At 68.4% G+C, this 26,998-nt stretch carries 25 protein-coding genes; 19 read left to right on the top strand and 6 right to left on the bottom strand.

Going from position 1 to position 26,998, the window contains the following annotated elements; genetic code table 11:
• The first annotated feature begins 37 nt into the window (after nt 1-37).
• The 3 genes from KME79_RS15330 to KME79_RS15320 all read left to right on the top strand — a co-directional run bounded on the left by KME79_RS15330 (nt 38) and on the right by KME79_RS15320 (nt 3,744).
• On the top strand, nt 38-880 hold the full coding sequence (locus KME79_RS15330; protein WP_219545003.1) for an alpha/beta hydrolase: 843 nt from the start codon (nt 38-40) through the stop codon (nt 878-880).
• Nucleotides 881-1,591: 711 nt separating this feature from the next.
• On the top strand, nt 1,592-2,020 hold the full coding sequence (locus KME79_RS15325) for an STAS domain-containing protein (RefSeq protein WP_219545002.1): 429 nt from the start codon (nt 1,592-1,594) through the stop codon (nt 2,018-2,020).
• 164 nt (nt 2,021-2,184) lie between these two features.
• Entirely contained in the window at nt 2,185-3,744 is a 1,560-nt protein-coding gene (locus KME79_RS15320; RefSeq protein WP_219545001.1) for an anti-sigma factor antagonist, read from the top strand.
• Between the two features lie 66 nt (nt 3,745-3,810).
• Here KME79_RS15320 and KME79_RS15315 read toward each other — a convergent pair whose 3' ends face one another.
• The 3 genes from KME79_RS15315 to KME79_RS15305 form a co-directional block, all read right to left on the bottom strand.
• Complete coding sequence (locus tag KME79_RS15315; protein WP_219545000.1) at nt 3,811-4,398, bottom strand: DUF6328 family protein; 588 nt, start codon at nt 4,396-4,398, stop codon at nt 3,811-3,813.
• Nucleotides 4,399-4,432: 34 nt separating this feature from the next.
• Nucleotides 4,433-5,062, bottom strand: coding sequence for a hypothetical protein (locus tag KME79_RS15310; RefSeq protein WP_219544999.1), 630 nt, complete (start codon nt 5,060-5,062; stop codon nt 4,433-4,435).
• A gap of 110 nt (nt 5,063-5,172) precedes the next feature.
• A complete protein-coding gene (locus tag KME79_RS15305; protein ID WP_219544998.1) occupies nt 5,173-6,090 on the bottom strand; it encodes a YihY/virulence factor BrkB family protein in 918 nt (305 codons plus the stop codon).
• Nucleotides 6,091-6,308: 218 nt separating this feature from the next.
• Here KME79_RS15305 and KME79_RS15300 point away from each other — a divergent pair, with 218 nt between their 5' ends.
• The 4 genes from KME79_RS15300 (at nt 6,309) to KME79_RS15285 (ending at nt 9,535) form a co-directional block, all read left to right on the top strand.
• Nucleotides 6,309-7,424 carry an AI-2E family transporter gene (locus tag KME79_RS15300; RefSeq protein ID WP_246639887.1) on the top strand — a complete coding sequence of 372 codons (1,116 nt, stop codon included), beginning with the start codon at nt 6,309-6,311 and terminating at the stop codon, nt 7,422-7,424.
• Between the two features lie 174 nt (nt 7,425-7,598).
• Nucleotides 7,599-8,558, top strand: a complete 960-nt coding sequence (locus KME79_RS15295; RefSeq protein ID WP_219544996.1) for an acyl-CoA desaturase — start codon at nt 7,599-7,601, stop codon at nt 8,556-8,558.
• Nucleotides 8,555-9,064 carry a DUF5994 family protein gene (locus KME79_RS15290; protein ID WP_219544995.1) on the top strand — a complete coding sequence of 170 codons (510 nt, stop codon included), beginning with the start codon at nt 8,555-8,557 and terminating at the stop codon, nt 9,062-9,064. Before KME79_RS15295 ends, KME79_RS15290 begins: the two co-directional genes overlap by 4 nt.
• Before the next feature lie 51 nt (nt 9,065-9,115).
• Nucleotides 9,116-9,535, top strand: a complete 420-nt coding sequence (locus KME79_RS15285) for a hypothetical protein (RefSeq protein ID WP_219544994.1) — start codon at nt 9,116-9,118, stop codon at nt 9,533-9,535.
• 74 nt (nt 9,536-9,609) lie between these two features.
• Here the strand turns inward: KME79_RS15285 and KME79_RS15280 are convergent, their stop codons facing one another.
• The gene (locus KME79_RS15280; RefSeq protein WP_246639886.1) at nt 9,610-10,098 is read right to left on the bottom strand and encodes a DUF5994 family protein; all 489 of its coding nucleotides are present in this window, start codon (nt 10,096-10,098) and stop codon (nt 9,610-9,612) included.
• Nucleotides 10,099-10,413: 315 nt separating this feature from the next.
• Between KME79_RS15280 and KME79_RS15275 the strand changes: the two genes are divergently transcribed.
• From KME79_RS15275 to KME79_RS15220, 12 genes are all read left to right on the top strand, one after another.
• Nucleotides 10,414-10,725, top strand: coding sequence for a UBP-type zinc finger domain-containing protein (locus KME79_RS15275; protein WP_219544992.1), 312 nt, complete (start codon nt 10,414-10,416; stop codon nt 10,723-10,725).
• A gap of 18 nt (nt 10,726-10,743) precedes the next feature.
• On the top strand, nt 10,744-11,736 hold the full coding sequence (locus KME79_RS15270) for an acyl-CoA desaturase (RefSeq protein ID WP_219544991.1): 993 nt from the start codon (nt 10,744-10,746) through the stop codon (nt 11,734-11,736).
• A 200-nt stretch (nt 11,737-11,936) separates the two neighbouring features.
• Nucleotides 11,937-12,110, top strand: coding sequence for a CsbD family protein (locus KME79_RS15265; protein ID WP_219544990.1), 174 nt, complete (start codon nt 11,937-11,939; stop codon nt 12,108-12,110).
• A 297-nt stretch (nt 12,111-12,407) separates the two neighbouring features.
• The gene (locus KME79_RS15260; RefSeq protein WP_219544989.1) at nt 12,408-13,379 is read left to right on the top strand and encodes a LysR family transcriptional regulator; all 972 of its coding nucleotides are present in this window, start codon (nt 12,408-12,410) and stop codon (nt 13,377-13,379) included.
• Between the two features lie 1,414 nt (nt 13,380-14,793).
• On the top strand, nt 14,794-15,573 hold the full coding sequence (locus tag KME79_RS15255; RefSeq protein ID WP_219544988.1) for a sigma-70 RNA polymerase sigma factor region 4 domain-containing protein: 780 nt from the start codon (nt 14,794-14,796) through the stop codon (nt 15,571-15,573).
• Between the two features lie 289 nt (nt 15,574-15,862).
• Nucleotides 15,863-16,147 carry a pilin gene (locus KME79_RS15250; protein WP_308248922.1) on the top strand — a complete coding sequence of 95 codons (285 nt, stop codon included), beginning with the start codon at nt 15,863-15,865 and terminating at the stop codon, nt 16,145-16,147.
• A 1-nt stretch (nt 16,148) separates the two neighbouring features.
• Nucleotides 16,149-17,690: a TrbL/VirB6 family protein gene (locus KME79_RS15245; RefSeq protein ID WP_219544987.1), complete on the top strand. Its 1,542-nt coding sequence runs from the start codon at nt 16,149-16,151 to the stop codon at nt 17,688-17,690.
• Between the two features lie 7 nt (nt 17,691-17,697).
• The gene (locus tag KME79_RS15240) at nt 17,698-18,651 is read left to right on the top strand and encodes a PrgI family mobile element protein (RefSeq protein WP_219544986.1); all 954 of its coding nucleotides are present in this window, start codon (nt 17,698-17,700) and stop codon (nt 18,649-18,651) included.
• Nucleotides 18,648-20,369 carry a VirB4 family type IV secretion system protein gene (locus KME79_RS15235; RefSeq protein ID WP_219544985.1) on the top strand — a complete coding sequence of 574 codons (1,722 nt, stop codon included), beginning with the start codon at nt 18,648-18,650 and terminating at the stop codon, nt 20,367-20,369. Before KME79_RS15240 ends, KME79_RS15235 begins: the two co-directional genes overlap by 4 nt.
• 5 nt (nt 20,370-20,374) lie before the next feature.
• Nucleotides 20,375-22,732: a type IV secretory system conjugative DNA transfer family protein gene (locus KME79_RS46945; protein ID WP_219544984.1), complete on the top strand. Its 2,358-nt coding sequence runs from the start codon at nt 20,375-20,377 to the stop codon at nt 22,730-22,732.
• Complete coding sequence (locus tag KME79_RS15225) at nt 22,729-23,634, top strand: replication-relaxation family protein (protein ID WP_219544983.1); 906 nt, start codon at nt 22,729-22,731, stop codon at nt 23,632-23,634. Before KME79_RS46945 ends, KME79_RS15225 begins: the two co-directional genes overlap by 4 nt.
• Nucleotides 23,631-24,581: a C40 family peptidase gene (locus KME79_RS15220; protein ID WP_219544982.1), complete on the top strand. Its 951-nt coding sequence runs from the start codon at nt 23,631-23,633 to the stop codon at nt 24,579-24,581. The genes KME79_RS15225 and KME79_RS15220 overlap by 4 nt, the downstream gene beginning before the upstream one ends.
• A 74-nt stretch (nt 24,582-24,655) precedes the next feature.
• Here KME79_RS15220 and KME79_RS15215 read toward each other — a convergent pair whose 3' ends face one another.
• Both KME79_RS15215 and KME79_RS15210 read right to left on the bottom strand, forming a co-directional pair.
• Nucleotides 24,656-24,994: a hypothetical protein gene (locus KME79_RS15215; protein ID WP_219544981.1), complete on the bottom strand. Its 339-nt coding sequence runs from the start codon at nt 24,992-24,994 to the stop codon at nt 24,656-24,658.
• A gap of 58 nt (nt 24,995-25,052) precedes the next feature.
• Nucleotides 25,053-26,003, bottom strand: a complete 951-nt coding sequence (locus KME79_RS15210; protein ID WP_219544980.1) for a hypothetical protein — start codon at nt 26,001-26,003, stop codon at nt 25,053-25,055.
• Nucleotides 26,004-26,998 lie beyond the last annotated feature (995 nt).

Genomic DNA, 26,998 nt, shown 5'->3' with positions numbered 1-26,998 from the left:
GCCGGCCGCCTGATCGATGACCTGACAGGAGAGACCCTTGACCGAGAACACCGAGACCAAGCCCCCCATCGTCCTCATTCATGGGCTGTGGCTGACCCCGCGCGCCTGGGAGCACTGGATCGAGCGCTACGCCGGGCGCGGCCACCAGGTGTCCGCCCCGGCCTGGCCCGGCATGGAGATCGAGGTCGAAGCGCTGCGCAAGAACCCGGAAGTCATGAACGGCCTGGGCGTCACCGAAGTAGCCGACTTCTACGAGAAGATCGTCAGGGAGCAGACCCGGCCCCCCATCATCGTCGGCCACTCCTTGGGCGGCCTCATCACCCAGATCCTGCTGGACCGCGGCCTCGGCGCCGCGGGCGTCGCGATCCACCCCACCCCGATCAAGGGCGTGCTGAAACAGCCGCTCAGCAGCTTGCGCTCGGCCTTCCCGGTCCTGTCCAATCCCGGCAACCGCTCCCGCACCGTGGCGCTGAGCGCCGGACAGTTCCACTACGCGTTCACCAACACCCTGACCGCGCAGGAGTCAGAGGCGATCTACCAGCGCTACCACGTACCCGCCCCTGGCCGGCCGCTGTTCCAGGTCGCCACCGCCAACCTGCGACGGCATCCGGCCACCAGAGTCGACGTGCGCAACGACACGCGCGCCCCGCTCCTCCTGATCGCCGGCGGCGCCGATCACACCGTCCCCGCCACCCTGGTACGGCAGACCTACCAGCGCTATCACAAGTCCCGCGCGCACACCAACTACCACGAGTTCGCCCGGATGCCGCACTTCGCCCTCGGCGCCCCCCAATGGGAACGTGTCGCCGACCATGTCCTCCACTGGGCCGTGCAATATCTCGCGAGACATCCCAGAAGCAACCGCGGCGACAAGCGGTAGGCGCGCCGCCACGCTGGTCGATCAGGCTCGTGCCGGGTCGCCTGGAGGCAGGTTTGATGAGCGAGGTCAAGCCCCGCCCTCGCCGTCGATCGGCACCCGGTGACGTGTCCCTTCATCGAGGCGACGCCCACCGAATGGGCTTCCACCGCTCATCGGGCTCTCTGGCCCGCTTCCGGTGTGACGGAACGCGGCCGGCCGAGCAGGATGCGGTGGCGAAGGAGGACGAACCCGGCGCGGCCGTACATCAGCCGTTTGAGCCGGAGGTGGCGCATCTGCTGATCTCGTGGGCTTGGCGGTAGTGGTGCGGGGTATGGCCGTGCACCACTACCGCCAGGTTCGCGAGCGGCTGCCGGAATTCCTCAGTGGGATGTCCGCGCCCGCCATGGCGGGCGTGACAAGTTCGCCGACCTCGGTGACGGCGGGCCCCGGAGCGTCCCACGAACCGCTTCTGGAGTGCGGCCCATTGCCAGGCGTGGGTCTGCCGGGAGGCGGGGGAACGGCGGGATGTCGATGTGGGCGGAGACCACCGGCCGCTGATCGCCGGTGGTGATAATCCTTGCTCAGATTGGTGATTTCCGCTCCGGCCGGCCTGCTGGATGATCAGAGCACTGCACCCACGACACCGCTCACGCTGGCACCCTCGCAACGTGTTCACGCCGCCGCCTCGAACCGGCCGCCCTCTTGTCTCCCGCACTCCCCCAGGAGCCCGGCATGAACACCACGCACGCCGCGAGCGCCGCCGCACTCGTGATCGCCGCCCTGATCGAACGGCTCGTGATCACGTTCCCTCCGTTCACGGCCGCCACCGACCGCCTCCTGCGCATCACTCCGCTCGCCGAGTACGCGGGCCTGCGAATCGAGGGCGAGCTCGACCGCTCCACCCTGCCCGCGCTGAGGCGCGCGCTGGCCCCACTGTCGAGCGGAGGCGGCGACTTCTGCGTAGATCTGAGCGGCCTGGAGTTCATCGACGTCGGCTGCCTGCGCGCCCTCGTCGGCGCCGCCACCGCAATCCACGACGGCAGCGCCGACCATACCCTGACGTTGTGCTCGGTGCCTCCACAGATGCGACGCCTGCTCGAGCTCACCGGCTGGCACCAGACGCCCGGTCTCCACCTGCAGGCATCGGCGCGACCCGGCTGACCCACACCTGGCCCAGCTCACTCATGAGTCCACCGGCTCCGCGGCTGGGCGCCCTCGGCGGGGCACCGCCGCCCACCTGCGCAGCACCATCACCCGCCCTCATCGCGGAGCCTCTATCGCCGCTATGCCCGGATCAAGGCGCTGTCCCACGATCGGAGCACCTTATGATCACTCTCCGCACCCACCCCGGGGCAGGCCTGTGGCTCGTCCCCGCCGCCGCCACCGTCGTGCGCCTGCGCGGCGAGCTCGATCTCGGCACCCGCGAGACGGTACGCGAACGCCTGCAGCGTGCCTTGCAACGCAGCACCGGCCTGCTCATCCTCGACCTGTCCGGGGTGTCGTTCTGCGACGCCGCCGGCCTGGGCGTCGTGGTCGGCGTCCAGCACCGGGCCAGAACCCTGAACATCGTCATCGGCCTGGCCGCCCCCCGCCCACATGTGGCCAAGGTGCTGCGTCTCACCGACCTTGACCGTAACTTCCCCATGTACGGCACCATCCCGGGCAGAGGTACGGGGCGGGGTCGGGTCCGGCCCTGCGGCAGCGTGCTGAGACCTCGTGCGCCCATGTCTGTTCTCCCAGCCGGCAGCGGAAGGACCGCTCGGCCTCACCCCCAACCACCCGCCGTGGCAGCAACCGGGCGGGACCGGCTGCGCCATCAGATGCTCCAAGAAGCCCGGATCGAGGCCGCCGCGATCATCGCCCAGGCCCGCACCGATGCCGAGCAGATCATCGCCTCGGCCACATTGCAGCATGCGCAGAGCCGGTATCTGCCGCGGCTGCACGCCATGGCGGACCGGGCGGGCCAGAGCACGCACCCGGCGCCCGCCCCAACCGACGGCGACGGTCCCGCGCCGATCATGGTGCTCGACGACCGCTGGCGCGTCTACGCACCGTTGAACGCCGACGCCAGCGCCATGGCCACGCTGTACAAGGCCTACGAACTCGCCGACCCCGCCACTATCGTCGTGGCCAAGGTGTTCCACCAGGCCAACGACTATCCCCAGCGGTTCCGTACCTTCCTGAAGGAAGTCCGCGGCATGCGCCTGCACGACCCGCACATCGGGCAGATCCTCTACTCCGGTCAGGACCGCAGGTCGCAGGCGGCCTACCTCATCTCGCCGCTGTACCAACCGGGCAGCCTCAACCTCCACCTCCAACAGCGGCCAGGCGTCGGCGTCTCGCTGAAGTGGGGCCTGTGGGTCCTGGATCAGGTGCTGGCCGGGCTGCAGGCCGCCGCCGCGAGCAACATCATCCACCTGGACATCAAGCCGCAGAATGTCGTGCTGGACGGCCTCACCAACATCAGGATCATCGATTGGGGAATGTCCCAGCTACACCAGGCGGGCGAGAGCGTCTCCACCGTGGTTCCCGGCGGCACCAAGTGGTTCGCCAGCCCCGAGCAACTTGGCGCCGCCGACGCCGCCCCCAGCACTCTGTCCGACTTGTACGGCGTCGGCGCCCTGGCCTACTGGCTGCTGACCGGCCTGGCGCCGCTGCGACGTGAGATCGAATCCGCTGTCGGCGCGGATGCTGACCTGCTGCAGGTGCGCCACCTGATGCAATCCGGCACGCGTCCCGAACGCGCCGACCATCTCACCCCGGACGTGCCCGAACAACTGGGCCGGCTCATCGACCAGTGGCTCAGCCGCAGCCCCGCCGACCGCGTCCCACCCGGGATGGATCCCACCGCCGCGCTCCGCTGGGCGCGCACGGCCATGGGCTGACATCGATGTCCATGGACTCTCCCCGGGAAGGGTTTGGACCGCGTATCTCGCCTCCCGCCTCGGGGCCTACTCACCGTCCCCCGACTGGTCCTCATGGTGTGTTGTCTGCAGTGGGGTGGCCCGTGCCTGCCGGCGCAGGTCGATGATCGGCTGCAGGAGCCACAACCAGCAGGTGGCCACTGCCACCGCGGCTCCGAACACGATGGCGAGCCAGTTGCCGAGCACGACCTCGGCCACCAGAGCCATCGCGGCGGTGACCGCGACCGCCAACGATACGGCACCGGCCAGCCCCAGGTCGTTGGCGCGATGCACGATCTTCTCTTTCAGCCCGGTACGAAACAGCAGCCGGTGCTGAACAGCGGGCGTGATGAAACAGACCGAGGCGGTCGCCGACCCCGTAAACGCGATGAAGAACAGCCAGAGGCCCGAGGTGTCCACCTTGGCGAAGCCGCTCTGAAACGGCATAGCCAGCAAAAATGCGAACAGCACCTGCACCCCGGTCACCATGACCCGCAGGCCCTGCAGGAGCTCGGACAGTTCACGGTCGATGCGTTCCTTGTGGCTTTCGTCGGCGCTGCTCACCTCGGCCGCCCCGGCGGCCGGTTCGCCATCGGTGAGAAGACGGCCTTGGCTCTCTTGCCGAGGCAACGCCATAGGCCTGACACCTCCGTGAGTTTCCGCGGCAGGCTCACGGGCTGGGTTCAGCCGTCGCGGGTGCTCGGCTCTCGGCCTCCTGAGCGCCCCGCAGCGATCGCGCGGCAGCCCGAGCGCGGAGAGGCTGCTGGTCGCCGCCGAGGAGCGCGTCGAACAAGGCGTGATAGTGCGCCATGGCCTGCCGCAGTTCCTGGATGGACACCCAGCCGCTCGTGGCGCGCCCGCTGATCTCATGGGCTTGGCGATAGCGCTCCAGGGCGCGACTGTGTCGCAGCGACAACTCGGAGGCCTGCTGCGCGAAGTCCTCAGTGGCATATCCGCGCTTGGCCATGACGGCCCGTACCAGCAGATCGGCCTCGCTGACCGCGGGGCTCGGCTCGTTCACGAAACGGTGCTGAACCGCGGCCCACCGGTCGGCGTAGCCGCGGTGTGCGTCGGAGTCGAGCGGCTGTACGTCGAGTGGCCCTGTTCGTGCTCGGCGGGCCCGCAGCTCACGCTCGGCCGCCCGGCGGTCACCCGCCGCGGCGACAGTGCGTCCGTACTCGGGGCCGAAGCGCTCGCGCAGGCGATCTCGACGCCGGTGCAACAAGAAGAAGCCGACGGCCGGCATCACCGTCATCACCCCGACGACGACCGCCACCCACATCATGGTCTCGGTGGCCATGACCGCCTCCGCTCCAATGTCGCCGGCGCATCCTGCCCGAAGCCAGGTAACCGGGCACTGTCAGTCAACCCCACCTGCCCGGAGACGGATATGGGCGTTCTGAGCAAACCTCATCGCCGGAGCTGATCGCAGCTCGGCGGACCCGGCCGAGTGGCCAGGTCGGTGACGTCTCCGGTGGTGCTGGTGGCCGCCAGCGCGGTGGCGAACAGGATGAGCTGGTTGAGCACCTTGAGGAAGAGCAGCATCGCCACCGCTCCGGTGACCACCTGGTACGCGGGGTTCGCGGCGGTGAGGTTGAGCACGACCTGGCCGAGAGTCTTGAGGATCTCCAGGCCGATCGTGATGACCAACGCCGGCCCGATCACCCGCCGCAGCGGCAGGTGCAACCGTGGTGGCGCAGTCAGCAGCGCGATGGCCAGCAAGGTGTTGACCCCGATTCCCAGCACGAACGCCGCCACCGGCAGCATCCACTGCGCGGGGGCGGCGTCCACGCCCACGGTGCTCACCACAAGCCAGGCCAGCACCCACTCCGCGGCGAAGGCGACGGCAAGCGACAGCGAGAGCAGTGTCCCGAGCCCCGCCACGATGCCCAGGTCGATGATCTGGCGCAGGAAGAAGTTGCCCGGGTACTGATCGAGCCGCCAGATCGCCCTGGTCGCCGAGCGCAGGGTGTCCATCCAGAACAGGCCCGTCAATGGCAGCGCCACGCAGGCCACGAGCCCGGCCGTTCCCCCCGCATTGCGCAGAGCCTGGACGTCCAGGCGCGGGAAGGTGCCGCTCAGGTAGAGCTGCACCTGGCCCAGTGCCGCTGGAGAGTTCAGGACGCGGCTGAGGATGGCGAACCCCAGCAGGACCAGGGCGAAGGTGGCGAAGAAGGCGTAGTAGGTGAGGGCGGCCGACAGCCGGCCTGCGTGGGCCTTGTCGTAGCGGACCAGGGCGCGCGCTGTGTGATCCAACCAGCCGTGCCGGCTCCTCGCGTTCTTCCAGCCTTCCGCCAGCCAGCCGGCCCAGCGCCGTGCGCCGCTCATGGCCCTGGCCGGTACATCGGCGGAATGCGGCCATGAGCACGTGCCGCGGTCGTTTCACAGAAAATGGCTCACCGTGCCGTCGTGAGAAGCCGATGGGGCAGATGACCTACCCGTGATGCGAATTTTATTCTTTGATTCCCTTACTCCAAACCGGAAAGCGCGCCTATTTCCGGACGGTGGGGAAGCTCTCGTGCATGGATTCACCCCAGGAGCGCCTGTTGCGGTTAGTCCCCGCGACCTTGGCCAGGATTGCCGCGTGGTGCGCCTGTCTGATCGTCATCGGCATCGTGGCCAACTATGTGTTCGGCTTCGTGGCCACGATGCGCCTCATAGCCTTGCCCGTGGCGATCGCCCTGCTGCTGACCGCGCTGCTGTTCCCGCTCACCCGACGGCTGCGCGCGTCGGGCCTGCCGGCGATCTACGCCACCTGGCTCACCATGCTCGTCGGCCTCGCCGTGCTGAGCGGGACGGGCTGGATCATCGGCGTCCGGGCCAACGCGGAGTTCCCCGGCCTGGTCACACAGGTCAGGCAGACGGCCCAGACGGTGGAGGACTGGCTCTACACCGGCCCCCTGAACATCCAGCCCATCCAGCTCAGCGGCTGGGTGGACGACATCGCCAAGCTGATCGCCGAGCGGCAGCAGCAGATCACCTCGACGGTTCTCGCGGGCACCGTGGTGGTGGTCGAGGTACTGGCCTCGATCGTGCTCCTGCTGTTCGTGACGTTCTTCCTGCTCAAGGATGGTGACCGGATCTGGTCCTGGTTCCTCAAGGGGTTCGGCAGGATGGCGCCGCGGGTGGACCGCGCCGGACGGACCGCCTGGACCACGCTGTCGCACTACGTGCAGGGCACGGTGGCCGTGGCCGCGGTGCACGGCGTGCTCATGGGTCTGGTGCTGGCCATCATGGGCGTCCCGCTCTGGGCGGCACTCGCCGTGCTGATCTTCCTGGCCAGCTTCATCCCGATCGTCGGCATCCTCTTCGCCGGTGCGGTCGCGACGCTGGTCACGCTCGGCGCGAAGGGCCCGATCTACGCGCTGATCTTCGTCGGCATCCTGATCGTCGAGCAGCAACTGGAGAACCATGTGCTCCAGCCGCTGATCGTCGGCCGGGTGCTGCACTTCCACCCGCTGGCGATCATCATCGTGCTGGCCGTCGGCGGCATCCTGGCAGGGATCGCGGGCGCGGTCGTGGCCGTGCCGATCACCGCCATTCTCTACCGGGCCGTGCCCGAACTCTTCAAGGACGATCCGATCCCCCTTCCGGCGGGACCGCCTCCAGGCCCACCGTCGCAGGCCGTACCTCCGGAGAAGGAACCCGAGCAGAAGGATTGACAGGCTCGGAGACGGGTGGGTTTCACGGCGCGACATCGATCTGCGGCTCTGTCCCTCGCCTGTCCGAAGCCTGGTCATGGACCAAGGGTGTGGCCTCCGTGTGCATGGGCAGGTGGATTGCCTGATCCCACGGGCCGAATAAGGACGCTGCCGTGCGAGGGGGAGGAAGCAGGCATGGCTTTGACAGATACGGGCGTCGATCGGGAGCGGTCCGGCGTGGCGCCTATCGTCGATGGGCGCAAACCGGTCGCGGCGGTGGTCGCGTTGTGGGTGTTCGTCCTGGTGCCGTTCGCGGCACTGGCTGCCGCGATACCGGTGGCATGGGGGTGGGGACTCAGTTGGACCGACGTGGCGATCGCCGCCGTCGCGTACGTACTGACCGGGCTCGGCGTCACGGTGGGCTTCCACCGCCATCTCACCCACGGCGCGTTCAAAGCCCGGCGATGGCTGCGGATCGGCCTGGCGGTGGCCGGGTCTCTGGCGGTGCAGGGCTCGGTCATCCAGTGGGTGGCCGATCACCGGCGCCATCACGCCTTCGCCGACCGTGACGGCGATCCGCACTCGCCCTGGCGCTACGGGCACAGCGTGCGCGGCCTGGCCAAGGGGCTGGTGTTCGCGCATGTCGGCTGGATGTTCGGGCGTGATGTCACCAACCGGAAGCGTTTCGCCAAGGACCTGCTCGCCGACGGCGACATGGTACGGGTGGATCGCTTGTTCGGGCCGCTGGTGGCGGTCTCGCTGCTGCTGCCGTCCGCCGTCGGCCTGCTGGCCACCGGCACCTGGCGGGGGGCGGTGACCGCGTTCTTCTGGGGCTCGCTGGTACGGCTCGCGCTGCTGCACCACGTCACCTGGTCGATCAACTCCGTCTGCCACGTCTTCGGCGAGCGGCCGCTGAGGACCCGGGCCGGAGACCGGGCCGCGAACTTCTGGCCGCTGGCGATCCTGTCGTTCGGCGAGAGCTGGCACAACGGCCACCACGCCGACCCCACCTGCGCCCGCCACGGCGTGCTGCCAGGACAGATCGACATCTCCGCCCGGCTGATCAGGTGGCTGGAGAGGCTCGGCTGGGCCGGTGACGTACGCTGGCCGACCCCGGCGCGCCTGGCCGCGCGACGCCGCGAGCCGTCCTCATGACCGGCGCTGAAAAGGCGCGGCTCAGCTTGGATCCCGACCTCGCACGACGGGGCGCTGTGGACGGGGCATGGTGGCCCGCCGGCTACGACGCCGCCGCGGAACTGCCCGCCCTGATCGCCGCCATCGACCAGCACCTGCAGCGGCGCGTCCTGCGCGTGGGCCTGAACATCGACACCTGGCACAACATCCCGCGCCGCATCGCCGCCCCGGGCCGCCAGGTCAGAGTGGGCTGGTTCCGCACCATCGACCCCCACATGGTCAACCTGATCATCCCGGGCGTCGAGCATCTCAACCTGTTAGTCATCCCACCCGATACCCCACCGGCCGCCGCTGCCAAGGCGCTCAACCTGGCCACCCGATGTCTCGGCCGTACCCGCCCCGGCGACATCCTCACCGCCTCAGACCCGGACACCCCCGACACTGCCGCGAACGCGCTCGGCCTGGCCCGTTGGGACAACGAAGGCGGACAGCCCCGACAGCCCGCCCGCCGCAGCTCCGCGCCCTGACCAGCCTTCCAGCGGAGGGGTGCCCCACCACTCGGCAGAAAGGATCACACCGTGCACTGGCTGCGCGACATCGACAGGCCCCTCTACCGGGCGGTGCCCATCACGGCAACGGGCACCTGCTTCGTCGCCGGAGCGCTGTGCGAGATCGACAGTGACGGCGAGGTCTTACGCGAATGGCGGCTGGATCTGTCCTGCGGCCCTCAGGTACCTGAGCGCGAACGCGGGCAAGCTCATCGCCTGTGGCAGCAGGGCAGCGTCCACACCACCCCGGACAACCACCGCCTCCTGCTCCCTCAGCAGACCCTCGACCTCGACCTCGCACACCACGCCGTGCAACGCTGGTACGCGCGCCGCATCAACGCCACCCCACGCCCCTTGAGCTTCCAGTTCATGAACCCTGCCGGCGAGACAACGCTCAGCCGAACGGGCGACAGTCCCGCAGCGGCCACTGGCAACAGGCGGCGCCCGTAGAACGGTCAGAGGCCGACCGGTGATCGACCCGGCCTCCTAGTAGGCTGAGCTGCCGGCGGTCGCCGCACGGAGGGTCAGGCGCGCCGGGGGCCGGATGGCAGATCCGCCAGGGTGAGGATGTCGTCAGGCGTCAGGCCGGCGGTGTCCTGGGCGGCGAGTCTGAGTGTGGCCTCTGCGGTGCCGACGGCGGTGCCGGGCGGGATGATCAGCAAGACGACCGGGTCGCCGGTGGCGAAGCTGAGAATGATCAAGCGCGGGTCGGTGTGGCGGGACCAGCTGACGCGGATCTGCCGACCGCGGGCGGGGATGCGGCGCGTAAGGCTCTGCCACGTATCGCCATGGACGCCGACGCGGAGCGTGACTCGATCAAGCAGCCGGTCAGCGGCGGCGACCAGGCCGGGCAGCTCGGCGGCCGCGTTGCGGGAGTAGGGCCACCAGGCCCCGTCCACCACGGCTCGCCGATTCGGCACTGGGTGGAGGATGAGCCGTAGCGCGGAATCGGCCCGGGGGATCGCCGAGGAGGCGCTGAGCGGTGCGGACTGAGAAAATAGTGTCGGCGTCATGTCGTCTGACCTGTCCGGGCCTCAGGGGCTGGTGATGGTTCGCCGCGGGTGACGCAGACCTGAATGCCAACGCTCGAAAAAACCTCGGTACCCTCATTCTACCTCACAACTTCCGGAATGATGTGATTCCGGAAGTGGCACTGCGTTCATTTCCGCGCCGGCCATGACACGTCGGCAACGTACCCGCAGGCTCGCTATCGCCGCAGCTGATGAGGCTAGCTGGGATTGCGTGTTTCCGCCGGGCCTGCCGAGCGCCTTGACTGGTGAGTGACCAGTCGGCGCACCTTGCGTCGCTGTCACCGTGAGGGGGTCGCGATGACCCTGGACGCACAAGGAACGGATGCGATCGACCGTGCCGGGCTGAATGGCCAGGCCCCGCGCTGCGATCACATCGACCAGCTCCCCCAAGTGCAGTACGGACCGCCCGAATGCAAGGAATGCCTGACCCTCGGCCGGCCCTGGACGCGCCTGCTGGTGTGCCTGATCTGCGGCTGGGTGGCCTGTTCCGACGATGCGCAGGGCGGCCACGCCAAGGCCCACTACCAGGAGACCGACCACCCCGTGGCCGCCACCTTGGAGCCGAGGTCGACCTGGCGTTGGTGCTACGTGCACTGCCGCACCGTGTAGACGAGAGGAAAGAGACCTATGACCATTTCCGAGCGGGTAGTGGAACGCCGTCAGGACTACGACGGCACCTCGCCCTTCCCGGAGGCGGCGGAGCACGCTCCGGCCGGGCGGCTCCAGGTGGCACTGACGGGGGCGATCGTGGTGCTGCCGTTCATCGCGCTCGGCGCCGCGGTCTTCTGGTGGGGAGTCACGTTCACCGATCTGCTGCTGGCCGCGATCCTGTACGTGGTGACCGGTCTGGGGGTGACGGTCGGCTTCCACCGGCTGCTCACCCACTCCTCGTTCACGGCGCGGCCCTGGCTGCGCGCGGTGCTGGCGGTCACCGGTTCGATGGGCTTCCAGGGGAACGTGATCGACTGGGTGGCGGTGCATCGCCGCCATCACGCCTTCACCGACCGCCCAGGCGATCCCCACTCGCCCTACCGGTACGGCACCGGGCTGCGCGGGCAGCTCCGGGGGCTGGCCCATGCCCACCTGGGCTGGCTGTTCGCCGACGATCCGACCCCGGCCGAACGCTACGCCCCCGATCTGCTGGCCGACCGCGCCATGTCCCGCGTCGCACGCGCCTTCCCCGCGCTGTGCGCGCTGTCGCTGGCGCTGCCGTTCCTGGCCGGATGGGCGATCACCGGCACCCTGCTCGGCGGGCTGACCGCCTTCCTCTGGGCGGGACTGATCCGCATCGCGCTGCTCCAGCACGTCACCTGGAGCGTCAACTCCGTGTGCCACGTCATCGGCGCCAGGCCCTTCAAGACCCGACGCCACGACCGCTCGACGAACCTGTGGCCGCTGGCCCTGCTGTCCTTCGGCGAAAGCTGGCACAACGGCCACCACAGCGAGCCCAGCTGCGCCCGCCACGGCCTCGACCGCTACCAGCTCGACCCGTCCGCCGCCGTGATCGGCCTGTTCGAACGGCTCGGCTGGGCGGGCAACGTGCACTGGCCCGACCAGAAGCGCATCCACCGCCGTCGCGCCGGCCCGCTCCGGCAGACCCACGCGCCGGCCGGAGAGTGACCGAAGAGCCTGCCGGTTCCCGCTGCCGGTCTGGTGATGGTCGCCGGAGCGGACGCCGGTCGCGCCCCCGGGATACAACCCGTGCTCATCAGTTCCAGTGATAACCGGCGTCGTCATTGCCTGTTTCCCCTCGTCAAGCCGCGACGGACACTGGGAGTTCAAGCCGCCTGACGGTGGCGGAGCAGTGATGGGAGATCGCGATGAGCCTGCGTTGGGAGATCAGCAACAAGGTCCGGATCCTCAAGGGCTGGGCCAGGCGGCGCTTCGGCCGTGTCAGCGGCAACCGGCGCCAGCGGATCGCGGGCAAGAGCGATCGAGTCGCAGCCAGTCTGAAGCAGGCCGACGGGAAGGCCAGGGACGCCTTCAAACGCTGATCCCCGCTTCGACGAACCGCCCGGCGGGTTCACGTCCCAGCTGGAGTCCGCCCGGACTCCGGCGGACTCCCACGATGCCCCTCGGCTTCGCCACCCTGCGCCCAGGCGATGATGAAGGCAGAGCCGATGCGCATCCCCTCAGGTGTGCCGATCCTGTAGATGATGGCCGACGCCGTCGCCAGAACCTCAGCCCGGCAGGTATTGCCAGGGTTGCCTCGGGGGTTCACCCGCTCATGAGGGACCTAGAGTGGAAGACGACGGCCCGCATCGGTGCTGCCCGGGCCGGAAGGGACGGGCATGGAGTTACGGCAGCTGCGCTATTTCGTGACGCTGGCCGAAGAGCTGCACTTCGGCCGGGCGGCCGCACGTGAGCACATCGTGCAGTCCGCGCTCAGCCAGCAGATCCAGCGGCTGGAACGTGAGCTGGGCGTGCGGCTGCTGGACCGCAGCACCCACCACGTCGCTCTGACCTCGGCGGGCGGCGCGTTCCTGGTCGAAGCGCGTCAGATCCTCGACCACGTCAGCAGGGCCGGGCAAGCCGCACGTAACGCCGCCGCCTCGACGCCAACGCTGCGCGTCGGCATCATCGACGCCGGTTACGACACCATGCCGCAGATCCTGCGCGAACTCCAGGACAGCCATCGCGGCATCACGATCCACCAGGTCGAGGCGGGCACTCCCGAGCAGTATCGGCAACTGGCTGACGGCCGTCTGGACATCGCCATCGGACACGCCTCCCAGACCCCGGCCGAGGTGACCGCCAAGCTCATCCGGCTCGATCCGCTCGGTGTGCTGGTGCCCGACGACCACCGCTTCGCCGAGCTCGACGGCGTGCCCGTCGCCGCCCTCGCCGACGAGTTGTTGCTGCTCGGTGAGGAGTCGCAGACGCCGGAGCTCAATCAGCTCGTGCTCACGCTGTGCCGTTCGGCCGGGTTCACGCCCGCCCTTTACGAGGGCACCGTCGAGAGCTCCCGGGCCGCCGCCGACCTCGTCCTCCAGCAGCGCTGCGTGTACTGTGTCCCCTCCTCCTTCCGCTCCTCCAACCGGCCGGGCACCACCTGGCGGCCCCTGACCGACCCCGCCACGCACTATCCGTGGTCACTGCTGTGGCATCAGGACAACCCCTCTGCCCACATCGCCACTGTCATCGACAGCGCCCGGCACCTGGCCGAGCGGCTCGATTGGCTTGAACCCGCGGCCCCGGCCACCGAGCCGACGCCCGGCGATGGTGCGCCGAGTGCCGTCGGTCCCAGTGATGGGTCTGCCTGATACGCGGGAACCGAACGGCTGGTGAGCGCTTCTGGCGATGGATCCCTTCCACATCGCCTGTCTCGAGCCGGCCGTGCCCGCAAAACTGGATCAACCAGGCCGCCGCCGACGGCGACCGCGATGCCGGCGATCGCGCGACCGGCCCTGGGCAAGGCGCGCTGGACCGCCCGCGCCCTTCGCGAGGCGGCGGCCTGACCACGTGACCCAGGGGTGACCGTACATGCCTCACCATCAGCAAGAAACCTTCCCATAAGGGAAGGTGCCACACGTGGAGGTGGTAAGGCGCCCGGGGCTCGAACCCGGAACCTACGGATTAAAAGTCCGCAGCGCTCCATGCCGGACGATACCGGGTGATGTCACTCTCCGCGTTTATACAGGTAGGTGAATTGCGATCAGGGCATACCGTGTCGTGAACTCCGCTCGGAATCGGGACCGTCCATTCCTGCCGGTCCCCCTCCGGTCCCCCTCGTACCTCTCGGGTGGAGCCTCGGTCGTCAGGGGAGCCTCCTGGTTCGGTGCGCTGGCAGATGCTTGGCGGGGGGCGTTCGCATCCGGTTCGGGTCAGGTGGCCCTCCGGGGATGCGGATGGTGATGACATACCGGTCATGGTGCACATAAAGGCGGCGACCCGTTCGATCCAAACACCGAAATATCCAGAGGTTGAGGACTTCATTTCTCTTCGACGCATGAATAGAATTATCGCAGCCATACTGATCGACAGCGACAAGACCCTCTACCCGAAAGCCGATCTACGCCACCAAGAAAAGAATTCGCGACGAGTTCAAAGATGCCTCACATCCATGCTTTGCCTGGATCACAGAAGGATACACCATCGAGAACTACATCCCTACCAAAATACCTGCTCAAGCCACGCAAGAAATCCATGGATGTACGATTAGTTGGACCGATGACAAATGGGCCAACCCTCTGGGAGATTTCACTCCCTCACTTGAGGGTCACCGGACAAGGTTCGCATTGCCCGAGCATACGTAGCCGCTGGCAGCCAGAGCATACAAGCAAAAAACTAGAACAACACATTTCCAATACTGTTGCGTTCATCAGAAAAGCGAACGGCTTGCGACCAGAGATCGGCTAAAGTCGTACACATCGCGCTTGGGGCTCACACGAGTTTCTCGCCACGAGGAGTCGCATCCCTCCCGCCATCGACTTGACATGAGCTTTGCTGAGTCTCTCGATGAAGCTCTTTTGCGCAGGTCAGACGCGGCTTGGGCAGCTTGGCGGGGTCCTTGCGCACGAGCTCGGATCCTGCCCGTTTCCCCTGTTCAGCGAGCTGGTAGAAGCAACTGCGGCGATCGGAGATGTCTACGCCCTTGCCCTTGGTGCCCCGGGGTCTTCCCATCCGGTGGTTGAGACCTGGATCGACCAATCCGGCGCAGCCCCACGGGGAGACACCATGGCCATCGATCTACAGGACAGCACGACCACGACGAGCTTCAGCGATAACGCGCTGAGCGCGGCGGACAGAGCGTTCAAGCTCCTGATCACCCGCCCGAGCCCGCTCTCGGTGGAGGGCCACTCCATCGGACATGGAGTGCCCCAACGTCCCATCGATCTCGGCGAACTCAAGGCGCTGCTGCTCGGGCCGCAGGCCGGCGACGAGTTGAAGGACGCCGTGTGGGCGCATCTCGTGCGGCGTTCACGGTGCGACGGCCCCGCGTGGGTGATCGGCTGCGTTGGTGTGGCGATGCCGGGGCTGAAGAACCTGGCATCGCGGACGACGCACGGCTGTCCAAGGCATGTGGTCGACGACATCGTCTCGGAGATGGTGACGACCTTCGTCGCGCAGCTCCGCCGGATCGATCTCGACCGGCCGAACATCCTGCCTCGGTTGCTGATGTGGGCGCGGAAAGGCGCGCTTCAGGTGCGGGCGCGTGAGCTCGCCTCCATCGAGATCTGCGCCGACGTGCCGGACCAGGTGGCCGTGACCACGGAGCCGTTCTTGGTGCTGGCTGAGGCTGTCCGGTGTCAGGTCATCACTCCGGACGAGGCGAAGCTGATCAACGCGACGCGCCTGGAGGGCCAGACGTTGCGGGCGTACGCGAGCCGCTCGGGGGTTCCCGCCGATCGGCTCTACAAGCGCCGGCGGGTGGCGGAGGCGCGGTTGGCGCGGGCGATCGAGGCGGGTCAAGTCTCGGTCAGCGGCGACGGGCCGGGCTCCAATGTCGGGGCCTGAGCCGGTGGTTCATCTATGTCAGCCGTGATCACGGCTCGGGGCGGAGTTCTGGGGGGCGGTCGCCCGTTCCCATCGAGCCCATCGTCCCTCGTCCTTTGAAGGAGGACACCCATCCCGGACTGCTCCGGGCCCGTGATCACGGCTGGCGGCCAAGTCAGAAACTCTCGTCGCGGGGAGCCATGTCATGAAGCCGTCTCGGTCTTGTCCATTGTCCGTCATCCGGGTTCCAGCAGGTGTGAGCTGGGTCCGGCGTGGTCTCGCCTCGTTGGTCTGGACAGGTGGCTGTGCGGTGACCGCGCTGACCGTCCCGGGAGTCGCCGAGGCGATGACCAACCTGGCTTCCGCCTCGCTCGACCAGGTCATCACCAACCTGCGGAACGTGGTGATCGGGCTGCTCGTCGGGCTGGCCACGCTGTTCTTCACCATAGGCGGAGTCCGTTACATCCTGGCCGGCGGAGACCCAGGTGAGGTCGAGGCCGCCAAGAAAACGCTGCGTTACGGGGCCATCGGGTACGGCGTGGCGGTGCTCGCGCCGGTCCTCGTGAACATCCTCAAGCGCATCGTAGGAGCCTGACGTGCCCACTGCTTGCCGAAGGGCGCTCGGGCTGTTCGTCCTCCTCGCGTTCGGTGCCGCGCTCGTCTCGGCGTTGAGCAGCGGACCCGCGCTCGCCGCTGCTCCGACACCGGCGCCGTCGCCGACTACTGCGGCGCCGGAGGCGGACTGCGGGTTCATTGACGTGGCGTGCGAGGCCCGGCAAGCGGTCGACGAATGGTTCGTCCACCTGGTGGAGTCGGCCTCCGAGCCGGTGTTCGACATGCTCGGGTCGACCGTGCTCGCGACGCCCGAGCTGGACCACCCGACAATGGCACGAGCCAAGCAGGTGTGGGAGCTGTCGAGGACGATCGCGAACACCTGCTTCGTGCTGCTGGTGACGGCCGCGGGCGTGATGCTCATGATCGGGCAGGCGCTGCCCTGGGGAATCTCGCCCCGGCAGTTGCTCCCGAGGCTGGTGTGGGCGTTCCTGGCCGCGAACCTGAGTTTGGTTGCGATCGGGTACGCGATCACCTTGGCGAACGGACTGAGCCAGGCGCTTCTTGCCGAAGGCGCCAGTCGGATCGACCCGGAGATGGTGTTCGACGCCATCAAGAAATCGGTCGTGGCGGGGATCGCTCTCAAGGGGGTCTTCTTCGCGATCGTGGCGCTCGTGGTCGTCGTCCTGGCTGTCGGGGTGATCTTCACCTACGTCGTCCGGCTCGCGCTCATCATGGTCGTGATCGCAGCGGCTCCGCTGGCGTTGATCTTGCATGCGCTGCCCGTGACCGAAGGGCTGGCCCGGTTGTGGTGGCGGTCGTTGGCCGGGTTGCTGGCGATCCAGATGTGCCAGTCACTCGTACTCGTCACCGCGTTGCAGTTGCTGTTCTCCGCCAACCCGGCCGACGACGACTCGTTCTGGGTTCCGAGTACGGCGGACATGACCGACCAGCTCATGGCCATTTGCCTGCTGTTCGTGCTGCTCAAGATCCCTGGATGGGTCGCCCGGACGATCTGGCAGGCCAACAAGCCCCAGATGCTTTCGCGGCTTGTGAAGTCACTGATCATCTACCGCGGGCTGGGACTGCTGCTCGGCAAGGGCACCCGTGCTGCCCACGCGGTACGCCGTCCCAAACCACCTACCCCGCCGAGCGGCGGCGGAGGTGTCGGGCCCGGTGGTCCTCCTGGTGGAGGCCCCGGCGGTGGGCCAGGTGGTCCCGGTAGGCGGGGCCCGAACGCGGGCGGGCCGTGTGCGGGAATGCCCCGCCATCCCCGTCAGCCACCCGGAACGGCCAGCGCTGACGGCGCGGGCAACGGAAACGCGCGTGTGGGCCGTGATCACCGGTCCTCCGCCGTTGACCGCCCAGCGCGTCCTGACGGGCCGGACCGGGCCGTCAGGGACCGTCCGGTGCCGGTCACGTACCCACGTCCGCACCCCGTCCGGCGTGACCGGCGACCGAATGCGGCCCCTCCGCCCGAGTCGCCAACACCACGGCGCCCGCAACGGGACTCGTCGCAGGTCATGGTGCGGCTCGAAGCGCCTCGCCCGCAGAGAAAGGCAACACGTCGTGCGCCACGAAAGTAGAGAACGCTTGGTCGCGAGGATCCCGGCCGATGTGGAGATGCCGGACAAGATCTTCGCGAACCTGAACGCCCGGCAAGTAGCGATCCTGGCCGTGACCGGGGTGCTGGCGGCCTGGGTGTACCTCATAACCGATGGCCGGTTGCCCGTTCCGGTGCTTGCCGCGATCGTCCTGCCGGTGATCGCTTGCGGGTGCGCGCTGGCGCTCGGGAAGCGAGATGGGCTCGGTCTCGACCGGGTCGCCGTCCACGCCTTCGCTTACCTTCGGCGCAATCGCAAGCTAGTCACAGCTGAGGAAGGAGTACCCGAGCCGCCCGCCTGGTGTCGAGTACGTGGCCGCCTGCCTGGGGCGTTGCGGCTCCCGGTGAGGGCGATCCGCGAGGACGGAGTCCTTGAGCTGGCCGAAGGCGGAACTGCGGCAGTCGTCCAGGCCGGGACGGTGGCGTTCGGGCTGCGAACGCAAGATGAGCAGGCGGCGCTCGTGGGAGTGTTCGCCGGTTGGCTGAACTCGCTGGACACACCGGTGCAGATCCTCATGCAAGCCCGCCCGGTCGATCTGTCCAGCCTCGCCGACTTGATCGAGGGCACCGCCGGACGCCTTGCCGATCCGGCGCTTGAGCAAGCGGCCCGCCAGCACGCCCAGTTCCTGACCGAGCTCGGCGACACCCGGGACCTTCTGACCCGCGATGTCCTCATCGTCGTCCGTCACGATGGCTCCGAGCAGGCGTCCTCGTGGAAGCGCGGGCCTCGCCGCACAGCTCGCCGTGACAGTTCCTCGGCGATCGTGACCCGCCGCGCGGAGGAGGCTGTCCGCTCGCTGCTCACCCTCGGCGTTCACGCCTCGGTCCTGGGTGCGGACGACGTACGCGACCTGCTGGTGCGGTCCCTGTCTCCGCGCCGCGCCGAACCAGTCGGGATCGCTCGTCCCGATGAGCCGATCACCCGTGGAGAGGGCACCCGATGAAGTTCACTCGACTCGCCGGCGACGACGCGCAGCTGGCCGAGACCGCCGCCGCCTTGCCCGGCCCGTCATCTCTGAAGATCAATGCCCGCTCGGTCGAGTTCCCTGGCGGGGTGTGCGCGTCGTTCGTGATCGCCGGATATCCCCGTGAGGTCGGCGCGGGCTGGCTCGAACCGCTGATCGGCTACCCCGGCCACCTCGACGTGTCCCTGCACATCGAGCCCATTCCTCCGTTGATCGCCGCACAACGTCTGCGCCGCCAGCTCGCCCGCCTCGAATCGGCCTCCGCGAGCAGCCGAGCGCCGGACTTCGCGGCCGAGGCGGCGGCCGACGACGCCGCTGAGCTAGCCGCTTCCCTCGCCCGAGGCCACGGCCGTCTCTTCCGCCTCGGCCTCTACCTCACTGTCCACGCCGCGGACTCCGAAGAGCTGGAAGCGGAGATTCAGCACGTTAAAGCGCTGGCGGCCTCGCTTCTCCTTGACGCGCACCCGACGACGTTCCGCGCGATACAGGGTTGGACAGCAACCCTCCCGCTAGGTACCGACGCGCTGAAGACGCGCCGGACCTTCGATACTTCCGCGCTCGCGGCAGCCTTCCCCTTCGCGTCACCTGACCTACGGCCCCGCATCGATGAGACGCCGGTGTTGTACGGGCTGAACGCCTACTCCTCCGGCATCGTCCTCTGGGACCGGTTCGCGCACGACAACTACAACTCCGTGACGATCGCCCGATCGGGTGCTGGCAAGTCGTACTTCACCAAGCTGGAAGTGCTGAGGCTGCTGTTCCACCAGGTCGAGGTGTGTGTCGTCGACCCTGAAGACGAGTACCGCCGCCTGTCGGACGCCGTCGGAGGAACCGTTCTCGGCCTCGGCACGCCAGGTGTGTGCTTCAACCCCTTCGACCTGCCCGAAACAGCCGAGGACGACGCGCTCGACCGGCGCGCGATGTTCCTCCAGACTCTGGTCGCGACGATGCTCGGTGAGCCGCTCACGGCCACGACGAAGGCCGTACTGGACAAGGCGGTGATCGCCACCTACGCGGCTCACGGCATCACCTCGGACCGCCGTACCTGGAAGCGGCCCGCACCGCTGCTCGCGGACCTGGCGACGATGCTGGAGGTCAGCGACGCGCCGGAGGCGGCGCAGTTGGCCGCGCGGCTCGCCCCGTACGTGTCCGGCTCCCATCGTGGCCTGTTCTCCGGTCCGACCACGGCCCGCCCTGACGGCCATCTGATCGTGTTCTCCCTGCGAGACCTGGCTGAGGAGACCCGCCCGGTCGGCATGCTCCTGGCGCTCGACGCGATCTGGCGCCGCGTGTCCAACCCTGCCGAACGGCGCCGCCGCCTTGTCGTGGTCGACGAGGCGTGGACGCTCATGCGCGAGAACGAGGGCGCGAGATTCCTCTATCGGCTCGCCAAATCCGCCCGTAAACACTGGACCGGCCTGGCCGTCGTCACGCAGGACGCCGCCGACCTGCTCGGGTCCGAGCTTGGCAAGGCCGTCGTCGCCAACGCCAGTACGCAGATCCTTCTCCGGCAGGCCCCGCAGGCGATCGACGAGATCGCGGCGGCCTTCGACCTCACCGAAGGTGAACGGCTCTTCCTGCTCTCGGCCGGCCAAGGCCAAGGGTTGGTCTGCGCCGGGATCGAGAATCGTGCCGCCTTCGCCGCCGTCGCCCACGCGTTCGAGCACCTGCTCGCGACCACGAATCCGGCCGAGTAGCAGCCGTGATCCCGGACCTATCTGACCCGGCCCTCGGCGGAGTCCTCATCGGTGGTTGTGCCATCGCCCTCGTCACGGCCCGAGCTGTCCTGTGGCGGTGGCGCAACGCCCGCTTCGCGCGTAACGCCTGGCTGGTCGAGATCGCCGTGCCGCCGCAGGTGGAGCCCGGCAGCGCGACGGCCTGGTGGTCGCAGGTCATGGGGCTGATCGCGCCGTGTTGGAAGCGGGTCTTGTTCGGTCAGCCTCATCTGTCGTGGGAGTACGTGGCCGACGCTTCCAGCGTGCGGGTCCAGCTCTGGGTTCCGGGCGTCGTACCACCTGGGCTGGTCGAGAAGGCGATCCGGTCGGCCTGGCCGGGAGCGGCCGTGAACACCCGCCCGGCCGAACCTCCCACACCGCGTGGGGTCACGACATCCCGAGGTCGGCTGGTCCTGGCCCGGCCGGACCACTATCCGCTCACGACGACGCATGGCAACGACCCCATGCGAGCGCTCCTCGGTGCGCTCTCGGGACTGCGCCAAGGCGAGCACGCCGCCGTTCAGATCCTGGCTCGGCCAGTGACGGGACGCCGCCTGTCCGCTGCTCACCGCGCCGCCTCCGGGTTGCGGAACGGCACCTCTGGCAGCCTCCGATCCGACGTATTCGACCTGATCACTCCCGGCGCTCTGGGCCGCGCCCGGCCGGGCGAACTGGCCCGGATGTTCCCCGAACGCGCCGAGGAGATCCGCGCCATCCTCGCGAAGGCGGGCCAGTCGCGTTTCGCCGTCCAGATCTCCTACCGCGTCACCAGCGACCGCGCTGACGCGCGAGGCCGCCTGCGCGGGCGCGCTCACGAGATCGCCGCCACGTTCGCCCTCTACGCCTCCGGCCACCAGTACCTACGTCGGCTGCGTGGCCTCGACCTTCCCAGCCGCATGTCCAACCGTCGCATGAACACCGGCTACCTCCTGGCCGTGAACGAGCTCGCCGCGATCGCCCACCTGCCCTACGACCAGGCGGCCCCCGGCATCGCCCGCGCCGGTGCCCGGCCCGTTCCGCCCTCTCCCGACGTTCCGGCGTCTGGGCAGGACGTCAGGATTCTGGGCGACGCCGAGACCGGCCATCCTCGGCCCGTGGGCGTCACCGTGGCCGCCGCGCGCCAGCACCTGCACATCCTTGGCCAGACGGGTGTCGGCAAGTCCACCTTCCTGGCCAACCTCATCCTCACCGACGCCCATGCCGGCCGAGGCGCTCTCGTCATCGACCCCAAGGGCGACCTCATCGACGATGTCCTCGACCGCCTCCCGGAACGAGCCATCAAGCGGACGGTCCTGTTCGACCCGGCCGAGCCCGGCAATCCGCCCTGCTTCAACGTCCTCGCCGGACCAGACCCGGCGTTCGCCGTCGACTCGATCGTCGCGATCTTCCACCGCTGCTTCGCTTCGTCCTGGGGGCCGCGCCTCGACGACCTCATGCGTTCGGCCTGCCTCACCCTCGTTCACACCCAGCGCCATCGTGCGACCCTCGCCGACGTCCCGAAGCTCCTCACGGACACGCCTTTCCGCGCCCGGATCGTCGGCCAGCTCAGCGACGAGCTGCTGCGCGGCTTCTGGTCGGCGTACGACGAGCTGTCTCCTGCCGCCCGCGCCTCCGTGATCAGTCCCGTCATGAACAAGCTCCGCGCGGTCCTCCTGCGCCCATTCGTCCGCGACGCTCTATCCGGCGGAACCTCCACCTTCGACCTCGCCCGAACCCTGGACAGCGGGGGCCTGGTCCTTGCCCGTCTTCCCAAGGGTGTGCTCGGCGAGGACGCCGCCCGTCTCTTCGGCTCGCTTCTCCTCGCCCATACCTGGCAGGCCATCACTCCGCGGGTTCGCCTGCCGGAGAACGAGCGTCGAGACGCCGCCGCCTACATCGACGAGGCGCAGAACTTTCTCAACATGCCCATCTCAGTCAGCGACCTTCTGGCCGAGGCTCGCGCGTACCGCTTCTCCCTGACCCTCGCTCACCAGCACCTGTCACAGCTCCCCAAAGATCTCCGTGAGGCCGTATCCGCCGACGCCCGCAACAAGGTCTACTTCACCGCCTCCCCCGAGGACGCTCACGACCTCGCCCGCCATGTCGGCCCCGTGCTTACCGCACATGACCTCTCCCACCTGGGGGCCTACCAAGCCGCCGGACGGGTCATCACCGGCAAGGGCGGTCCGTCACAGGCGTTCACCTTCCGCACCCGCCCTCTTCCTGATCCCGTTCCCGGCCGTCAGGAGGCCGTCCGAGCGGCTTCGCGCGCTGCCTACGCGCGTCCAGAGACCCCCGCTGTGAGCAAGTCCAAGGTCCGCATCCCGTCCGATCCTCGCCGAGCCCACAGGGAGAGCACACGATGACCCGACCGAACGCGCCTCGCCGTCTGCTTCCTTCCCGACACCAGCGCCCGCGCGTCTCGCAAACGCTCGTCGCCGACCTCGCCGAACGCCTGACGCCACGAGATGCCGAGATCCTCGACGCCGTGTGGGAACACCGCGTCCTCACCACCGACCAACTCGCCGCGATCTTCTTCCCCAGCATCCACCGCGCCCGCCATCGACTCCTTGCCCTCCACGAGCTGCGTGCCCTCGACCGCTTCCGCCCCTGGGCACCCACCGGAAGCCGTCCTTGGCACTGGATCCTCGGCACCACCGGGGCCCATCACCTCGCGGCCCAGCGGGGTATCGCCCCGGCCGAACTCCGCTACCGCCCCGATTCCGCCGGCGCGATCGCCTTCTCGTCCCGGCTGACTCATCAGATCGGCGTCAACGAGTTCTTCGCCCAGCTCCACGCCACGGCCCGGCGTCGTGATGACGGCTCCGCCGTCGCGGAGTGGTGGCCCGAACGTCGCTGCGCCGCTCTCTGGGGTGACCTCGCGCGGCCCGACGCTTTCGGCCGCTGGACCGAACCCGCCTCGAACGGCCACGCGGACACGATCGACTTCTTCCTGGAGCACGACACCGGGACCGAGCCTCTTTCCCGTGTCCTGGCCAAGCTGGACGGCTACGCCGCGCTCGCCGAGGCCACAGGCATCACGACGCCTGTTCTCTTCTGGCTCCCGAACTCGACCCGCGAAGCCAACCTCCGCAAGCTCCTGACCGCCCCTGACGTCCCCGTCGCCACCGCCGTTCACACCCCCGCAACGGCCGCTGACGGCCCCGCCGGGCCGGTGTGGCTACCGGCCGGATCAACGGGCCCCCGCCGCCGCCTGAGCGCTCTACGGGACGCAGGGGGCCCGATCATGTCCGCTGGCCCCGCATGATGCCTGTCGTCGCCGCGACGGCGATCGGGGCGCTCGTCCTGGTCGCCGTCATCATCGGCGTCACCGCGACCGTGCTACCCGGCCGCGGCGGTCCTGCCCCAGGCGTGGCCTGCGGCAACGCGCCCGCTGACATCCCGTCCCGATACCTCGATCTCTATCGCCACGCCGCCGCCCGGTACGGCATCCCCTGGGCCGTGCTGGCGGCGGTCGGCAAGACCGAATCTGACCACGGCCGAGGCACCGGGACCGGCATCACCACGGGCAGCAACCACGCCGGAGCGGCGGGGCCCATGCAGTTCATGCCAGCCACCTGGCGCGCCTTCGGCGTAGACGGAAACGCCGACGGGACCAGGAACGTCTACGACCCGGCCGACGCCATACCCGCCGCCGCCAACTACCTCCGTCACAGCGGAGCCCCGGACCGCCTCAACCAGGCCCTCCTCCGCTACAACGGTGATCCTTCCTACGTCACCAAGGTTCTTCGCCTCGCGGAGTCCTACACCGCCACCTGCGAACCGCTGACGATCAGGGGGACAGGACACGGCTCGGTCGCGATAGCAGCGGCATCCCGCTGGCTCAACACCCCCTACTCCTATGGAGGAGGTAACTTCGACGGTCCCACCCGAGGAATCGGCCAAGGCACGAACACGATCGGCTTCGATTGTTCGGGCCTCACCCGTTACGCCTGGCATCAGGCCGGAGTCACCCTCCCGCGTACCGCTGCCGAACAGTGGCACGCGCTCGCCCATGTTCCGCCCGGTCAACAGGCTCCGGGAGACCTCGTGTTCTTCCAGGGATCCGGCGGCGGGCCCAACCACCCCGGTCACGTCGGCCTGGTCCTCGACGCCGAGCGCATGATCGAGGCCCCCCGCACCGGGCTGCGTGTCCGGGTGAGCCGGTACACCGCGCGTGGGGACATCGTGGGCTACGGCCGTCCACGCCGCTAGATCACCCGTACAGCCCTGTAGACGGGTGAGGCGGGGGTGGCCCCCATGGCTACCCCCGCCTCGTGTTCCCTGTGTCAGATGTCGCCGCCGCGTAGGCGGCATGTTCGCTCGTCGGCCGGATCGAGGAGGACCGTGGGCAGTTCCTCCATGCCGAGATCCAGCGCGCGGTGTATCCGGTGCCACCCGTCGATCACCAGGCGGTTGCCGGGAGGCGGTGCGCACGGGAGGGGCACGACCAGGAGGGGTTTGGTCAGGTCAACGGTTGCGGCGTGGTCGGGGTCGATGCGGATCAGGTCCATGACGCCGGTCAACGTCCGGATAGCAGCCGGGCGTACTGGGTGGCGTCGGGCCAGGCGGGTGGCTAGATCTACATCCCATGCCCACCCCAGCAGGGTGAACATCTCATCGGGCATTGCGGCTCCTCTGCATGACGGGGGCCCGGCCGGGTGACCGGGCCCTTCGGGTGGGGGGTCAGTCGTCCTGGGGCTGCGCCATGCGGAAGCGGTTGGGACGCTCGCTGACGAGTTCGGCCTCGCCGTTGTTCACGAGGGTGTCCAGGGCGTTGGCGACCGCGCCGGAGGAACGGCCGAGGACCTTGGCGATCTCGTTGGCGGTGAAGGCGAGGTCAGGGTGCTTGATCAGGTGCGTCAGGACGTCCGGACGCAGGGGACGAGGGGCGTTGCGGTCGCCCCGCGAGGAGCCCCAGGAGGTGGTGGTGCCGGTGGTCTTGGGCTGTGTGACGCGGGCGGCCTTCCGGACGTCTGCGGTGCCCGTGTAGATGGTCTCCAGGCCGCTGGCGAATGCCGTTTCGTCGTCAGCCAACAGGGCCGCGTACGTGGTGGTGACAGCCTGGAGGAGGTCCGTCAGGGCGCGGCGACTGTCCTCGATCATGCGAGCCTTCGCCAGGGCCTGTGCCGCCTGCTGACGGCGGGCCTCCTCCTCGGCCTGGGCACGGGCCAACTCGGCCTCGGCGACCGCCCGGCGGTCGGCTTCTTGCTCCAGGATGCGCATCGCGTCCTGGATGGACATGGTGGGCGTCGCGGTGGGTCCGTCGTCCGGAAGGGATGAGGCGTCCTGGTCGGGTGTTTCAGTGGCTTCCGGCGTCGCCGGGACCTCAGGCGCGACGGGAACCTCGGTGTCAGATGACACGATGGCGTGGGTCTGGGTGGCCGGGGACCAGGTGTCAGGGAGGGGGCGGCCCTTGTCCGTGCGGCCTCCAGGGGTACGGATGGCGCGGCCTGACTCGGCGAACCCGGTGAGGGCCTTGGTAGCGGTCGGGCGGGAGACGCCCGCCGCCTCGGCGATCGTCGTGATGGACGTGGCCGGGTTCGCGGTCAGTGCCTCCCACACCTTGCTTGCCGCGCCTTCCGGGCGGAACTCGGCCGGGGTGGTGGCGCTTTCGGTAATCGTGTTCGTCGCCATTTTCGTTCTCCTTCATTTCGGTTGCGGCCCACATTTTCATTGGGCCGAATTCCTTCGTACACGACGACCATTTCTCGATTCCGCATGCAAAGCAAGCCGGTTCGGTGAAGCGGGCTATAACCGATGGATCTCTGATCGCCAAGCCGGGTAACGAATACTTGACGATTTCGACGGGCACAATTCCACGTGAACACCATGCTGGAGCCGCCCTATCGTTTCCCCAATGCGCGACTCGGCTCTCAACAACCAGGCACTCAGCACTCGCCTCAGCGAAAAGATTCGAGTAGAGCGGAGCCAGATGAAAACCTGGGATGAGATAAGCAATAGAGCAGGAAGCTAGCTCGGCGACGGCGTCGCTCCTTGCCAAGTTCTCGTCTGTCAAGGCGAGTCGGGCGGGCCATCGGTAGGCCAGCCACCCCCTACGCCTGCGGGGGTTCCCCGGCACGGGGGTGCAGGTCAAGACGGCAGGCCGACCGGCAGGGCGATCGGCGCATCGACCGGCAGGCCGATCGTCGGCGCGCAAAGTTCCCGCAACGAAGGACTTGCGGCGAGGGAAGCACGCCATCTCGCATCGAGCCTCGCCCTACGCTGTGGGTGGGACCAACCGGATAGCAGCCGGCTGGTCCCACCCTTTCTGCTCGCCTACGCGGCTCGGACCAGGCGAGACTTGGCACGGACGACGTAGCCGACGTGAAGGCGGTGCCCACAGCCGTAGCCCCTCTTGAGGGCGAAGGCGTCGTGGTTTCGGCTACCCAACCTGGCCGTGCGGGACGCCGGAACCGACGAGGTCGCACACCTCAACGCTCTCGTCGGCTCAACAGTGGAACGATCTCCGCCGATTGTGTGGCGAGACGTCCCATCGCATCATGGAGCCGCATTTCCTAATAAGTGTCTAGCGGCCATGCACCCTCCTTCGAATATACGAGAATCCCATCGTGCGCTCACGCGCACGCGGTATATCGAGTACCACCTCACCCCCTCAGGTCAAGTCGCGG

The organism is Nonomuraea harbinensis (assembly GCF_019396385.1).
GTDB lineage: Bacteria > Actinomycetota > Actinomycetes > Streptosporangiales > Streptosporangiaceae > Nonomuraea > Nonomuraea ferruginea.
This window is presented reverse-complemented; position numbering and strand designations above follow the sequence as displayed.

Coding starts and splice junctions, on each gene's coding strand:
- KME79_RS15290 (WP_219544995.1), top strand. CDS start 8,555: ATGACCGGCGCTGAAAAGGCGCGGCTCAGCTTGGATCCCGACCTCGCA.
- KME79_RS15280 (WP_246639886.1), bottom strand. CDS start 10,098: ATGACGCCGACACTATTTTCTCAGTCCGCACCGCTCAGCGCCTCCTCG.
- KME79_RS15315 (WP_219545000.1), bottom strand. CDS start 4,398: ATGGCGTTGCCTCGGCAAGAGAGCCAAGGCCGTCTTCTCACCGATGGC.
- KME79_RS15310 (WP_219544999.1), bottom strand. CDS start 5,062: ATGGCCACCGAGACCATGATGTGGGTGGCGGTCGTCGTCGGGGTGATG.
- KME79_RS15225 (WP_219544983.1), top strand. CDS start 22,729: ATGACCCGACCGAACGCGCCTCGCCGTCTGCTTCCTTCCCGACACCAG.
- KME79_RS15320 (WP_219545001.1), top strand. CDS start 2,185: ATGATCACTCTCCGCACCCACCCCGGGGCAGGCCTGTGGCTCGTCCCC.
- KME79_RS15260 (WP_219544989.1), top strand. CDS start 12,408: ATGGAGTTACGGCAGCTGCGCTATTTCGTGACGCTGGCCGAAGAGCTG.
- KME79_RS15235 (WP_219544985.1), top strand. CDS start 18,648: ATGAAGTTCACTCGACTCGCCGGCGACGACGCGCAGCTGGCCGAGACC.
- KME79_RS15255 (WP_219544988.1), top strand. CDS start 14,794: ATGGCCATCGATCTACAGGACAGCACGACCACGACGAGCTTCAGCGAT.
- KME79_RS15270 (WP_219544991.1), top strand. CDS start 10,744: ATGACCATTTCCGAGCGGGTAGTGGAACGCCGTCAGGACTACGACGGC.
- KME79_RS15220 (WP_219544982.1), top strand. CDS start 23,631: ATGATGCCTGTCGTCGCCGCGACGGCGATCGGGGCGCTCGTCCTGGTC.
- KME79_RS15265 (WP_219544990.1), top strand. CDS start 11,937: ATGAGCCTGCGTTGGGAGATCAGCAACAAGGTCCGGATCCTCAAGGGC.
- KME79_RS15275 (WP_219544992.1), top strand. CDS start 10,414: ATGACCCTGGACGCACAAGGAACGGATGCGATCGACCGTGCCGGGCTG.
- KME79_RS15210 (WP_219544980.1), bottom strand. CDS start 26,003: ATGGCGACGAACACGATTACCGAAAGCGCCACCACCCCGGCCGAGTTC.
- KME79_RS15295 (WP_219544996.1), top strand. CDS start 7,599: ATGGCTTTGACAGATACGGGCGTCGATCGGGAGCGGTCCGGCGTGGCG.
- KME79_RS15325 (WP_219545002.1), top strand. CDS start 1,592: ATGAACACCACGCACGCCGCGAGCGCCGCCGCACTCGTGATCGCCGCC.
- KME79_RS15305 (WP_219544998.1), bottom strand. CDS start 6,090: ATGAGCGGCGCACGGCGCTGGGCCGGCTGGCTGGCGGAAGGCTGGAAG.
- KME79_RS15215 (WP_219544981.1), bottom strand. CDS start 24,994: ATGCCCGATGAGATGTTCACCCTGCTGGGGTGGGCATGGGATGTAGAT.